The 12,051-nt window shown below is 63.4% G+C and carries 14 protein-coding genes; 2 read left to right on the top strand and 12 right to left on the bottom strand.

The window, feature by feature from the left end:
- Positions 1-28: 28 nt before the first annotated feature.
- Positions 29-610, bottom strand: coding sequence for a DUF2150 family protein (locus C437_RS11290; protein ID WP_004517085.1), 582 nt, complete (start codon positions 608-610; stop codon positions 29-31).
- A gap of 214 nt (positions 611-824) precedes the next feature.
- On the opposite strand from C437_RS11290, the gene C437_RS11285 reads away from it, so the two are divergent.
- The gene (locus C437_RS11285; protein ID WP_004517084.1) at positions 825-1,133 is read left to right on the top strand and encodes a hypothetical protein; all 309 of its coding nucleotides are present in this window, start codon (positions 825-827) and stop codon (positions 1,131-1,133) included.
- A 1-nt stretch (position 1,134) separates the two neighbouring features.
- On the opposite strand, the gene C437_RS11280 is transcribed toward C437_RS11285, so the two are convergent.
- Complete coding sequence (locus C437_RS11280) at positions 1,135-2,358, bottom strand: mechanosensitive ion channel family protein (protein WP_004517083.1); 1,224 nt, start codon at positions 2,356-2,358, stop codon at positions 1,135-1,137.
- A gap of 92 nt (positions 2,359-2,450) precedes the next feature.
- Positions 2,451-3,359 (bottom strand): pyridoxal 5'-phosphate synthase lyase subunit PdxS, encoded by a 909-nt coding sequence (gene pdxS, locus C437_RS11275; RefSeq protein ID WP_004517082.1) that lies wholly within the window; start codon positions 3,357-3,359, stop codon positions 2,451-2,453.
- Between the two features lie 166 nt (positions 3,360-3,525).
- Here pdxS and C437_RS11270 point away from each other — a divergent pair, with 166 nt between their 5' ends.
- Positions 3,526-4,293 carry a DUF1405 domain-containing protein gene (locus C437_RS11270; RefSeq protein ID WP_004517081.1) on the top strand — a complete coding sequence of 256 codons (768 nt, stop codon included), beginning with the start codon at positions 3,526-3,528 and terminating at the stop codon, positions 4,291-4,293.
- A 31-nt stretch (positions 4,294-4,324) separates the two neighbouring features.
- Here C437_RS11270 and C437_RS20630 read toward each other — a convergent pair whose 3' ends face one another.
- The 9 genes from C437_RS20630 to C437_RS11230 all read right to left on the bottom strand — a co-directional run bounded on the left by C437_RS20630 (position 4,325) and on the right by C437_RS11230 (position 12,001).
- Positions 4,325-4,501: a hypothetical protein gene (locus tag C437_RS20630; protein WP_004517080.1), complete on the bottom strand. Its 177-nt coding sequence runs from the start codon at positions 4,499-4,501 to the stop codon at positions 4,325-4,327.
- A gap of 96 nt (positions 4,502-4,597) precedes the next feature.
- Positions 4,598-7,324 carry a valine--tRNA ligase gene (locus tag C437_RS11265; RefSeq protein WP_004517079.1) on the bottom strand — a complete coding sequence of 909 codons (2,727 nt, stop codon included), beginning with the start codon at positions 7,322-7,324 and terminating at the stop codon, positions 4,598-4,600.
- Between the two features lie 219 nt (positions 7,325-7,543).
- Positions 7,544-7,957: an HVO_A0114 family putative DNA-binding protein gene (locus C437_RS11260; protein ID WP_004517078.1), complete on the bottom strand. Its 414-nt coding sequence runs from the start codon at positions 7,955-7,957 to the stop codon at positions 7,544-7,546.
- Positions 7,941-8,252 carry a toxin-antitoxin system TumE family protein gene (locus tag C437_RS11255; RefSeq protein ID WP_004517077.1) on the bottom strand — a complete coding sequence of 104 codons (312 nt, stop codon included), beginning with the start codon at positions 8,250-8,252 and terminating at the stop codon, positions 7,941-7,943. The genes C437_RS11260 and C437_RS11255 overlap by 17 nt, the downstream gene beginning before the upstream one ends.
- 55 nt (positions 8,253-8,307) lie before the next feature.
- Positions 8,308-9,225, bottom strand: coding sequence for an HFX_2341 family transcriptional regulator (locus tag C437_RS11250; protein WP_004517076.1), 918 nt, complete (start codon positions 9,223-9,225; stop codon positions 8,308-8,310).
- Between the two features lie 71 nt (positions 9,226-9,296).
- A complete protein-coding gene (locus C437_RS11245; protein WP_004517075.1) occupies positions 9,297-9,725 on the bottom strand; it encodes a YgaP family membrane protein in 429 nt (142 codons plus the stop codon).
- 90 nt (positions 9,726-9,815) lie between these two features.
- Positions 9,816-11,342, bottom strand: coding sequence for a sodium:solute symporter family protein (locus C437_RS11240; protein WP_004517074.1), 1,527 nt, complete (start codon positions 11,340-11,342; stop codon positions 9,816-9,818).
- 1 nt (position 11,343) lies between these two features.
- Positions 11,344-11,553 carry a DUF3311 domain-containing protein gene (locus C437_RS11235; protein ID WP_049919745.1) on the bottom strand — a complete coding sequence of 70 codons (210 nt, stop codon included), beginning with the start codon at positions 11,551-11,553 and terminating at the stop codon, positions 11,344-11,346.
- A gap of 103 nt (positions 11,554-11,656) precedes the next feature.
- Positions 11,657-12,001, bottom strand: a complete 345-nt coding sequence (locus tag C437_RS11230; RefSeq protein WP_004517072.1) for a tRNA-binding protein — start codon at positions 11,999-12,001, stop codon at positions 11,657-11,659.
- Between the last annotated feature and the right edge of the window lie 50 nt (positions 12,002-12,051).

The following is a 12,051-nucleotide window of genomic DNA, read 5'->3' as shown; positions in this document are numbered from 1 at the left end:
CGGCGGTAAAAACCTGACTGCCGAATTATCAACTCTCGTCTTCTTCGACGACTTCCGGGTCGCTCATCGCGGTCTGGAGACTGTCGAGTCCGTTGACCCACTCGGAGACGAGCCCGTATTCGAGGTCCTCAGCGACTTCCATCGGGAGCTCCGACCCGCCGATGATCTGCGTGCCGGCCTGCACACAGTATCCGAGCGCCGCATCGAGATCCTCTTGGGCTTCCGCGTCTGCGGCAGCTTCAATGTAGTCCGTGACGGTCGCATCGTCCGCGGCCCCTTCAGCAACGAACTCTTCGGCCGCGTAGAACACGCACAGCAACGAGGTCTGGACGCCGTCGATCAGCATCACAGTCTCCTCGTCGTCGATATCGATGTCGTCGAGAACGATCTCCCGAACGCCGGTAAGCTCGTCGAGCGTCGCCTCTTGATCGAGCGGTCCGTCCTCGTAGTCGGTAATAATCTTCGCGACCGCGATCGCGGCGTCGTCTTGGAGATTCAACAGAAGCCGCGCCGAATCCTCGTCTTCAGGGTCGACGTCTTCTTCCTCGATACGGTCTAGCCAGTTCTGCCAGCGTTCTTCGGTGTAATACTCCCCCGGCGGAGTGCTCATATCACTCCGTTCGTGCCGTTGGGGATAGTAGTTTCGACCGGCGGTCGCTCCGCCGCGGGGCCTCTATCACAACGGCCGGCGAGCGAACCACTAGTTTAGCGCTTGACACAGCTGTTTTGTGGGAATTTCTGGATCGTCTGTACACTCCGAACACATGTCACAGTCTCGGGCGAGGAACGCACTTTTATGTCAGACGAACATGCTATAAGATAGCATGGCACAGCGACAGCCGGTTCCGACCTTTGACGCCCCGCTCGACCCGGCTGCGGTCGCCGCGCTGACCAAACGTGTCGGTCTGGTGCTGGTCGCCGTGGCGCTGCCGGCCGCCGTCGGCGCGTTTGCCAGCATGGCCCTCACTGCCGGGTCGCTCTCGGCCGCGACCGATGCCGCGGCCGGTGCGATGAGCGGGCCGCTGACAGCAGAGGAAGGAGTTTCCTGGCTGTTCTACGCCAGTGTGCTCGGGACCGCGCTGGGCTGCTGGGTTCTCGGGCTGGGGCTTCTTCTCGACGGCCTCGACCTGTAGGTCAGCCGTCGCCGTCCGGACGCATCTCCACGCTGCCTTCCAGAGACTCCTCGTCCGCCGCGTCCACGCGGTTCGAGAGGGTCCGCTGGGGGAACGGAATCGAGATGTTCTCCTCGTCGAAGGTAGCTTTCACGCCCCGGACGACCGCCGAGATAGCACGCCACTTCCGCGGTGGCGTCGGGTGATCGATCCAGAACCGGAGTTCCATCACCACGGCGGAATCCCCGAAGTCCTTTGGGACGACGTCCGGCGTCGGCGAATCGACGACATGCTCGATATCTGCCATCGCCTCGCGAGCGAGGTCCATCGCCCGATCAACGTCGGTGTCGTAGTCCACACCGATGTCGACAGTGAGCCGCAACAGTCCCTTCCGGCTGCGGTTCGTCACCGCGCTGTCACTCACGCTGTCGTTCGGGATGATGACGAACTCGCCGTCGAAGTTCTCCAGCCGCGTGTTGAAGATCGTGATATCGGTCACGATCCCCTCTTGATCGCCGACGAGCACCCAGTCGCCGATAGTAAACGGACGGGAAAACATCAGGACGAAGCCGGCGATGAGCGACCCAAGCGTCTGTCTGGCGGCCAGACCGACAACGATACCGAGGAACCCGGCCCCGACGAGCAGGCCGCTGAGGTCGATACCCCAGACGGCGAAGATCGTCGCGCCGATAGTGACGAACACGGTGACCTGCCCCAGTCGGAGGAGGATCTCCTCCTGGTGTTCGGTGAAGCCGGTGACGGCCTGACTGAACCGGCCGATCCACCGCTGCATCTGGTCGGACAGGACAAAGGCCAGCATGATGAGAACGATCGTCTGTATCGTCGCCAGTACCGACTGATCGCTCCCGTCGAGGTACGGCCCAACCGTCTGGACGACATCGAGAACGCCCCAGACGATGAGAAACGAGACGACGACGAGAACGACCATCGAGAACTGGGCGATTCGGAGAAACACGCCCCGGATGGTCGTCGGCGTGTAGTCGGCCATGACCTGCAGCCAGTCGCCGGTTCGGTCCGACGTGACAGCCCGAAGCCGAGAGAGGGCTGCGGGAAAGACGACGACACTGAAAAGCAGGACGGTAAGGAGGACGAGCGTCGCGACGAGTCGCCCCTGCGTCGCCACCAACTGTTCCAGTGACCGCTGTAACGCGGTAAAGAGTTCGAGAAGTCCCTCACCGGTTTCGTTAGCCGCTGGCGTGGGCGTTGCCGTCCCCTGCACAGCCATCTATCGCCACCGTAGGAACTTGTGTCTTCGTCTTTGAGCGACGGTTTGTAAGGTAGCTGAAACCGGTCAAGAACGATTAGTTGCGGCCCCAGTTAGACGCCGCGACCCTGCAGCTGCTCTTCCTCGTCCAAGTCGGCGTTCGCCTGGCCTTTCATTCCCTTGCCGGGGTTCTTCGCGATCTCCTTGAGCTGTTCTGGGTCGTCGTAGTTGTTGACCGCGGCGACGACTGACTCGCCCATCGCCTGTGGGTTCTCCGCGCCGAAGATACCCGAGCCGACGAAGATGCCGTCACAGCCGTGTTGCATCATCAGTGCGGCGTCGGCAGGCGTTGCGATGCCGCCGGCCGCGAAGTTGACGACGGGCAGCCGGCCGCGATCTGCCGTCTCGTGGACGAGCCGCCGGGGCGCGCCGTGCTCGCGGGCCCACTCGTCGCGCTCTTCGTAGGCCATCCCTTCGAGCTTGCCGATTGCGCGCTGGATGTTGCGCTGGTGGGTAACTGCCTGATTCACGTCGCCGGTGCCCGCCTCGCCCTTCGTACGGATCATCGCCGCGCCCTCGTCGATGCGGCGCAGCGCCTCGGCGAGGTTCCGCGCCCCGCAGACGAATGGTGCGGTGAACTCGCGCTTGTCGATGTGGTAGCGGTCGTCGGCCTGCGTCAGCACTTCCGACTCGTCGACCATGTCCGCGCCGGCGGCTTCCAGAATCTGAGCCTCAGCGGTGTGGCCGATACGGGCCTTGCCCATCACCGGAATCGACACTTCCTCGATGATCTCTTCGAGCTTGCTCGGGTCGGCCATCCGGGCGACACCGCCTCGCTTGCGGATGTCGGCCGGCACCGACTCCAGGTGCATCACAGCGACCGCGCCGGCGTCCTCGGCGATCCGGGCCTGTTCGCGGTTGACGACGTCCATGATGACGCCGCCTTTCTGCATCTTCGCGAAGCCGCGCTTGACCAGGTCAGTTCCGCGCCGCAGGTCCTCGAGGTCGGTCTCTTCAGTCATTACCCAGACTTAGGACTGGATTTACTTAACGCGTGTCCTTTTGCAGGACAGAACGCCGTTTAATCCACTTGCAGTGGGCCCGGTATCGGGCCAGTGGCCACAATATTCTCTCGGGCACGGAGTTGAGACCACTACCGTTTTCATCGCCTCACCCCACTGCATCGACATGGCTACGGACGAGGGTGTCGGCGGGCGCATCGACGCGGCTGTCGCGCGGGTGTTCAGCCGGCGACTCCCCGACGCCGAGGGGCTCCCGGGGTACGTCGCGCCACTGCCGGCGTGGCTGGAGAACGTCGGGCTCAGACTTGCCTGGCCAATCGCGCTCGTCAATCTGGTCGGGACGCTGTTTGGCTTCTGGTACTACGCTGGCCGACCACTGAACGCCGCGCCGCCACTCGTCGAGGGCCAGCTGGGTGCGGCCCCGCTGGCTGCCTACCCACTGATTCCGGACTCACCCGTGGCGACGATGTTCATCGGGCTCTCGCTGGCGGCCTGGCGGCTCGACTGGAACGCCGAGTGGCTCCACATGCTCGGCTTCTTCGGCTGTATCAAGCTCGGCCTGTGGACGCCGTACGTCCAACTCGTCCTCAATGGCCCCGGCGGCATTCCGCTGTGGCTCTACTGGTTCCTGGTCCTGAGTCACCTCGCGATGGCCGCCGAAGCATTTCTCATCCACCGCTACGCGAGCTTTTCGGTCGCGTCCGTCGCCGTCGCTGTCGGCTGGTACGGCTTCAACGACGTGGTGGATTACTTCGTCCCGGTTCTGGATGGGCCACACCACACCTGGCTGCGCGCTGAACCGATTGTCGCCGGCGGGTTCGACCACACGGTGCTGGCCCACGACCTCGCGGCGGGCTGGGCGGTCGTGTTGACGCTTACCGCGACGTTTCTTGCGCTGGCGACCCGCATAGAGAAAGTGAAACGGCAGGCCTGAACCCTGGACTCAGTTGCTCCACCATTCACGTTCAGGTCGTGAATCCGTCCTCGGCCTCGCGCTCGTTGAGCACCCATTCCAGTTCCTCGATAGCGCGCAAGATGGCGACCTCGGCCTCGTCCTCTAGCTCGGTCGACGGAGGGTCGTGTCTGTCGTACTCATCCTGTAGCGCCTCGATCCGATCCCGGATCGCGTCCTCTGTTCGCATGGTTCCAATGACGGGACCCGCAGGTCTTGATGCTACTGGTCGCGGCGATGGGTGCGACCGGATAGGACTGCCGGATGTCGGAAAAACGCGCTGACCTTACCGAACGACGACGACGGCGCTTTCGGTTTCGGTCATCTCGCCCTCGCCGGAGTAGGTCCGGGATTCCTCGACGGTGAACATCTCGTCGTCGAGCTCGACGCCGGCGACCTGCAGCGTGTCGCCGTCGATTTCGTACTCGCCGTCCTCGATGGCAGCGTCGATAGCCCCGACTTCACTGCCGAACTCGGGACCGACGATGGAGTAGTCGAGGTCGATGCCGCTGACCTCCGTCGTGATATCCGGGGCCTCGTCGTAGGTGTCCAGCTGGGCGACGTGCATCGCCTCGGCGACGGCGTCCTCGAAGCCGGCGATGTGGCCGAACACCTCGACGTGGTCGAGATCGGCGTTCAGCGGCAGACCGTTCTCGGTCTTGTACCGCCGGAGCGCGGAGACGACCTCCATCGCTGTCTCGCCCGCTTCGAGGTCGGCGTCGTAGCCGCCCGCCGTCGGCCAGTCCGTCGTGTGGATGGAGCTATCCTCGTCTCGCGGACCCTGTCCGCTCGATTGTTCCGAGGCGCGTTGCGCCTCGCTCTCGCTATAGCACCGCTCCCACAGCTCCTCCGTGATGTGTGGGAGGAACGGCGCGAACAGTTGCAGGAAGGTCCGATGAGCGTGCAGGAGCGTGAACTCGGTCGAGGTGTCACCACCATCGGACAACCGCTGCTTGGCGATTTCGAGGTAGTCGTCACAGAACGTGTTCCAGAAGAAAGAGCGGAGCTCGTTCCGGGCCTTCGAGAACTCGTAGTCTTCGAACTTCGTCGTGACCGACGCCACGGTCGCGTCCAGTTCGGCCAGCAGCCACTCGTCGACCGCCGCAAGGTCTTCAGGTTCGGCAGGCTGGCTTGCGGGCGTCAGCTGGTCGACCAGCCGCGAGGCGTTCCAGAGCTTCTGGAGGAGCCGCTCGCCGGCTTCGAGGTCGCCCTCCTTGTACGGGAAGTCGTCTCCGATTGAGGTGCCGGCGGCCCAGTAGCGCGTGGCGTCGACCGGGAACTCTTCGAGCACTTCGCTGGGCGGGATGACGTTGCCCTTCGATTTGGACATCGCCTCGCGGTTCTCGTCCAGCACCATTCCGTTTATCATCACGTTCTCGAAGGGCACCTCGCCGGTGTGTTCGTAGCACTTGACGACGGTGTGGAACAGCCAGAAGGAGATGATGTCGTGCCCCTGCGGGCGGAGGTCGAACGGGTACAGCTCGGGGTTGTCCCAGGTAAACTCTTCGGCGTCGCTGTCCCAGTCCCACCCAGCATTCACGAGCGGCGTCAGTGACGATGTCGCCCATGTGTCGAACACGTCCTCCTCGGGTGTCAGCGAGTCATGGCCGCAGTGAGGACAGGCGTCGACCGGCGGGTCGTCCGACAGCGGGTCAACTGGGAGCTGCTCGCGCTCAGCCATCACGGGTTCGCCGCAGTCGTCGCAGTACCACACCGGAATCGGGATGCCCGAGTCGCGCTGCCGAGAGATACACCAGTCCCATTCGAGTCCTTCGATCCAGTGCTCGTAGCGGGTCGCCATCTTCTCGGGGAACCAGTCCATCTGGCGGCCCGCCTCGATGTACTCATCCTTCTTATCGAGCAGTTCGATGTACCACTGCTCGGTGACGAGGTACTCGACCTCCTCTTCACAGCGCTCGTGGACCTGCACGGTGTGGTCGTGGTCGCGGCTCTCCAGTAGCGACCCTTCTTCGTCGAGGTCCTCGATGATGGCCTCGCGGGCCTCGGTGGTGTGCATCCCCTCGTACTCACCGGCCACGTCCGTCATCGTCGCGGACTCGTCGATGGCGAGCCGGAGCGGCAGGTCATGCGCCTGATACCACTCGATGTCGTTTTGATCGCCAAAGGTACAGCACATCACGATGCCGCTGCCGGTCTCCATGTCGACGCGCTCGTCGGCGATAACGGGAACCTCCTGCTCGAAGATCGGCACTCGTGCACTGCCGCCGACGAGGTGCTGGTTCTCGTCGTCCTCGGGGTGGACGAAGACGGCGACACACGCCGGCAGCAGTTCGGGTCGGGTCGTCGAGATGGTGAAGGTCGCGTCTTCGTCGGCTGGTCCCTCGCCGGTTTCGACCAGATCGAAGGCGATGTCGTTGAACTTCGTGTGCTTGTCCTTGTCCTCCTGCTCCACCTGCGAAATCGCGGTTTCGCAGTCCGGACACCAGATAGTCGGCGCACGCTGACGGTACTCCCGGCCCTGCTCGTAGAGATCGAGGAAGGAAAGCTGGGAGACGCGCTGGACGTCCGGCGCGATGGTCTTGTAGGTGTTGTCCCAGTCGATGGAGATCGCCAGCGACTGGACGTCCTCGGTGAACTCGTCTTCGAACTCCGTACACACTGTCCGGCACTTCTCCTGAAACTCCTGCCGTGGGTAATCTTGATGTCGAATGTCGAGTTCGCGCTCGGTGAGGCGTTCCGAAGCGATGCCGTTGTCGTCGTAGCCGAAGGGGAAATACACCGTGTCGTCGGCCATCCGGTGGTAGCGGGCGACGAAGTCCTGCAGCGTGAACTGGTAGAGGTGGCCCATGTGGAGGTTCCCGGACACTGTCGGCGGCGGCGTGTCGATAGTGAAACGGGTGTCAGCGTCCTCGTCGTAGGCGTAGGTCTTGTCCGCGACCCACTGGTCCTGCCACTCCGGCTCTACCTCGCGAGGGTCGTACTCTCCGTCGAGGGCGTCCTCTTGTTCGTCTGTAGTCGATTCGTCCTGCGGTGGGTCCTGTGTGTCACTCATATTCAAACTGTGGGTGTAACACCCGAGTCGCATCGGACTGCGGCGTGGTTATCGGCGGTGCGTGCGTCGATTTGTGGAGGTAGTGTGGGGCGTGGAGGCCCCTACACCGACGGGCGCGAGAACCAGATCGGAAGCGAGTCGACGCACCATGTATGTAGTATTCCACCAACGGCAGGATTAATGACTTCGGTTTTCACCGGCGATGTCCGGGGGAGTGACTTACGCGGTTGCCTCGTCTGAGCCGACATCCGGCGTCACGAGCGGCAGGTCGATGTCGATAGCGTCGTACCAGACCGACGGGCGCTTCGACTGCCCGTCGTCGGTGAGGTCGACGAGGTGCAGTTCCTCGAGTTCGTTCAGGTTTCGGTGTACCTGACTGACATCTCGGTCCACGAGCCGGGCCGTCTCACGGATGCTTTCAGGTTCGTGCTGGACGATTGCCCGCAGGAGTTCGAGCGATTTCGGCCGCGTGACTCGATGGACATCCGCCGGGTCGTGATACACCACTTCGAAGTGCGACTCCGGTGTTTCCCCTTGGTCGAGCGCGGCGAGTGCGTCTTCAATGTCGTCGTCACTTCCCTCGCGGAATCTGATGTGGAGTGTCCTGTCCGTCGTGTTACCAGTCGTGCCCATATTCGATCACCTCGGATTTGAACCGCTGGAAGAGCGTCTGTATGCCGTCGAACTCAATGTCAGTTACTGTCCCGTCGGCCCGGTGCTTGTGATGGTGTGCGGCGTCGGGATGGTCGGGGAAGTTATCGTATCGAACGACAGTTTCGCCCGCAGCGTTCCCGTACTGCATTGAGTACTTGATGCCCTCCGGATAGCGGTCCGATTTGGGGACCTGATACGCGGTGATCTCGGCATAGCGGTCACCGAAATCCTTCGTGACTTCGATGACGAGCCGCGCCTCATCGTCCCCGGCCATAGGTGTTGGTACTCACTCCAACAGCAAAAGTGTTGGTACGAACTACAACAGTTACTTACGGCAGGTCGGGCTCGCGGTGTTCGCGGTCCTCCGCGGAGTGGGCACGGACCCACAGCTGCCCGATGCGGGAGAGGGTCGTCCGGTAGGACTTCCCGTGTTCCTCCTGCTCGATGTATCCCTTCCCGCCTGGGCCGAGCCGGTCGACGTTGTAGATGACCTTCGAGCGGAAGGAGTCGGTGTACTCCTCACCCAGGTCCCGAGCCAACTGCTGGGCCAGTTCGGAGACGGACTCGAACTCACCGTGTTCGCCCAGCGTAAAGAGGATGACCTCCTCGAAGGGCTTGACATTCGAGAAGGAGGCAACCGGCAGTTCGACGACGTGTGAGCCGTCGATCTCCTTCGCGCCGATGGTCGTCCCACGCTCGTCGAACTCCGCCAGCAGGTCCCGGGCGGTTTCGAGCCGTTCGTCGACGCGCTCGTTGACTTCTTCGCCGGCACGCAGGTCCTCCAGCATATCGATCTGCTTGCGCAGCTCCTCGGCGAGCTCCGTCTCCAGATACTTCTCTGGGACTGTGTAGTAGGTGTGGATGCGGTCCCGGTCGCCCTCGCGTTCGACCATAATCGAGTGGGCCGCAGTCGCAAAGGCGAAGGAGACGGTTCGGGGCATCGCGGAGACGTTGACCCACACCTCGCTGCCCGCGTCGAGTTCGGCGTTGATGAGCTCGAATGCCTGCTCGAAGGCCTCGTCGTAATTGTACACGTCGGCGACGACGAACCGCTCGGTTTCGGCCCCGAGTAGGTTCTGGTAGTCCTTTTCGAGCTTCTCGGCGAGGTTGCGCGAGTACTCGACGTTGGCCTCGCTGCCGACCGCGCCTTCGAGCAGGACGACGCGGTCGACATCGAGTTGTTCGCGCACGAGCGGCGCGATGAGCCGGTCGTAATCGAACCCGACCGGGACGATGTGGGTCTGCATACATGAATGACTGGAGCGGCGGTTATAAAAAGAACCAGACTCGGTCCGCCGCGTGCGCCCACCGAAGGGCGTTACTCGCAGCTTTCGTGGACGATAGCGCCCTGGTCGTTCGGCCCACGCCGCTCCCCGGGCACGATGGGGTCCTCACAGACGGCGCAGGTCAGCTCGCCGCTGGCGTGACCGTTCGAGGCTTCGGCATCGTCAGAGGATGTAAAGTCCACGCTCACGCCCGTTGACTCGTCGCTTGCCGGCTCGTCGTCCGCATCCGGCGCGAACACGTCGTCGCCCGTACTCGCCGTTGTGTCGATATCGAGCGTGTCGTTGAATCCACAGTAGCCCGTTGAGGCGTTGAAGCCCAGGCCGAGCGCACCGACGCCGGCCAGCAGCCCGCGCTTGCGCTTCCCGCTGCGAAGCCAGCGCAGGGAGACGATTGTCAGGACGACTGCAAGCACCGCTCGAATCAGGCGGTCGCGACCGCCGACGTTCTTATCGGAGTCCATACCGGTACTTTGGCCCGGACGCTTTTGTAGGTTTACATGTCTGCCGACGGCTGTCGTCCGGTGGTTCCCGTGTCGAACGACCCTCCTCAATCAGTCGCTTTCGACGCCGGAGACAGCGTAGGCCGTGCGGTCCTCGGTCGAAGCGGGAGCGGTCACCAGCGAGACGGCGACCGTCAGCAAGAGACCGACGAGGATGCCCACGACGCCGGGCGTCCAGCCCATGTACGTCGCCGGGAGGGCGACGTCGAGGCCGACCAGTTCCCCAAGCGTCGCGACGACCGGGAAGACGTGCAGGCCGTAGAACATCTGGCTGCCGACCACGCCGGCGTACATCCCTGAGCGTGTCGTCCCCTGCCAGTAGAGCGCCAGTGCGACCGGGACGGTCAACTGGGCGAAACCGCTGAAGGCGGTGTCGCCAATCTGGACCAGCGTCCCTGGCGTGTAGAGGCTCGCAATGAACGAAAGGGTGGCAAAGATGACGACGCCGACGCGGGCGACGAGCGCCTCGCGGCGGTCGGTCTGTTCGTCGCTGGCGTCGCCGCGGCCGGTCAGCGGCCGGTAAAGGTCACGGGTCAGGTACGACGACCCCGACAGCAGCATCGAGTCGCTGGAGGACATCATCGCGGCCATCGCACCAGCGATGACCAGCGCAGTGAACCACGTCGGCGTGTACTCGCCCAGCAGCGCGGGGATGACGTTGCCACCCTCCGGAACCGTTACGCCGAGGCCGGCCGCCCACGCGCCCAGCATGAACGCCGGGACGAACAGGAGCAGGACCAGCACTGGCCAGAGCGCGAACGTGCGCTTGAGCACCTTCTTCGAACCGGCGGCGAAGAAACGCTGATTGATCTGCGGGAACATCGTCACGCCGAAAGCGATGCTGACCGCGGTCGAGATGATGTACTGTGGCGTGTAGAGGCCGCCCCCGAGACCGACGAAGGCGGGTTCCTCGGACGCCAGCAGGGCCGTCGCCTCCCCAGCGCCGCCGACGGCAGAGAGGACCCAGGCGACGGCGACCCAGATCAGCGAGAGCATGAATAGCCCCTGAAGTGTGTCAGTCCAGGCGACGCCGCGCATCCCTGAGAGCGCGACGTAGAGAATCATAAACAGCGTGATGCCGCCGGCCCCGACCCAGAACGGGACCGCGCCGTTCGTGAGTCCGACGATGGCCTGCCCCGCCCCTTTCTGCTGGAGCATGACGTATGGGAACAGCCAGACCAGACTCACAGCGGCGACAACAACGCGGAGCGCCGTCGATCCGAACCGGTCGCCCAGCATCTCACCAAGCGTCACGTAGCCGTGGCGCTTGCCGACCAGCCACTGCTTGTACCCGAGCACGTACCAGAGAACAGCAAAAATAACGCCGTCCATCAGTCCCATCACGAGAATCCATTCGGGGCCGGCGCTGAACGCGAGGTTCGGGCCGCCGAAGAACGTAAACGCCGACAGTAGCGTCGCGAAAGTGGTAAACAGCAGGACCACCGTCCCGAGCGTCCGGCTGGCGAGGTAGTAGTCCTCGGCGGTCCGGTCGGTCAGACGGTACGCGACCACACCGACCGCGAGCGCGACGACCATGTACGCGCCGACGATGCCCAACTGGAGCGCGGTGTCGGCCACGCTACCGCACCTCCTCGACACCGAGGCCCCAGTCGGTGCGCGCGAAGACGGCGAAGACGACGCTCGCGAGCACCATCCACCCGATGTGCCACCACAGCCACACAGGGAGTCCCGCGGCGATTGCGCTGGTGTCCCAGAGGAACCACGGCACTGCCAGCGCCATCAACACGAGCGCGACGACTGTCCACACAGCGGCCCTGACCGTACTCATATTACGACAGGCTAGCCGCTGCCGGTACTAATGGGTAACGAACCTTCAGCCACTCTGGTTGAAGAACTATCTTCTTCAATACGCCCCTGTCACAGAATCGGTTTCAATACACCCGGGTGCCGGGTTCGACCTCCCGCTCGGGGGTCAGGTGGACGACGCCCTCCTCGCTGTCGACGCCAGTGACCAGACATTCGCTCTCGAAGCCAGCAATGGAGACTGTCCCGAGGTTGACGACGGCGACGACCTGCGAACCGAGCAGGTCTTCGGGGTCGTACACGTCTGTCAGTCCCGCAGCGGACTGGCGCGTCTCGTCGCCGAAGTCCACGTCGAGCTTGTACACGTCTTTGCGGGCTTCGGGGAACGGTTCGACATCGACGATCTCGCCGATACGCATCTCTACGTCTTCGAGGAACCGTGCGGGGTCGATCTCCGTCTCAGTGAATCCCATGCCCCCCGGTAGTACGTCCACTTATTTTATGACAGCGTTCGCAGCGGTGG

The sequence above is a fragment of the Haloarcula vallismortis ATCC 29715 genome, from assembly GCF_000337775.1.
In the GTDB taxonomy this organism is placed as follows: Archaea; Halobacteriota; Halobacteria; order Halobacteriales; family Haloarculaceae; genus Haloarcula; species Haloarcula vallismortis.
Note: the sequence above shows the minus strand (reverse complement) of the source record. Positions and strands in the feature narration are given on the sequence as shown.

Bases quoted from the DNA above. Each gene is read 5' to 3' on its own strand.
- C437_RS11265 (WP_004517079.1), bottom strand. From the start codon at position 7,324: ATGAGTGACACACAGGACCCACCGCAGGACGAATCGACTACAGACGAA.
- pdxS (WP_004517082.1), bottom strand. From the start codon at position 3,359: ATGACTGAAGAGACCGACCTCGAGGACCTGCGGCGCGGAACTGACCTG.
- C437_RS20630 (WP_004517080.1), bottom strand. From the start codon at position 4,501: ATGCGAACAGAGGACGCGATCCGGGATCGGATCGAGGCGCTACAGGAT.
- C437_RS11235 (WP_049919745.1), bottom strand. From the start codon at position 11,553: ATGAGTACGGTCAGGGCCGCTGTGTGGACAGTCGTCGCGCTCGTGTTG.
- C437_RS11230 (WP_004517072.1), bottom strand. From the start codon at position 12,001: ATGGGATTCACTGAGACGGAGATCGACCCCGCACGGTTCCTCGAAGAC.
- C437_RS11245 (WP_004517075.1), bottom strand. From the start codon at position 9,725: ATGGACTCCGATAAGAACGTCGGCGGTCGCGACCGCCTGATTCGAGCG.
- C437_RS11285 (WP_004517084.1), top strand. From the start codon at position 825: ATGGCACAGCGACAGCCGGTTCCGACCTTTGACGCCCCGCTCGACCCG.
- C437_RS11290 (WP_004517085.1), bottom strand. From the start codon at position 610: ATGAGCACTCCGCCGGGGGAGTATTACACCGAAGAACGCTGGCAGAAC.
- C437_RS11255 (WP_004517077.1), bottom strand. From the start codon at position 8,252: ATGGCCGGGGACGATGAGGCGCGGCTCGTCATCGAAGTCACGAAGGAT.
- C437_RS11280 (WP_004517083.1), bottom strand. From the start codon at position 2,358: ATGGCTGTGCAGGGGACGGCAACGCCCACGCCAGCGGCTAACGAAACC.
- C437_RS11270 (WP_004517081.1), top strand. From the start codon at position 3,526: ATGGCTACGGACGAGGGTGTCGGCGGGCGCATCGACGCGGCTGTCGCG.
- C437_RS11250 (WP_004517076.1), bottom strand. From the start codon at position 9,225: ATGCAGACCCACATCGTCCCGGTCGGGTTCGATTACGACCGGCTCATC.
- C437_RS11260 (WP_004517078.1), bottom strand. From the start codon at position 7,957: ATGGGCACGACTGGTAACACGACGGACAGGACACTCCACATCAGATTC.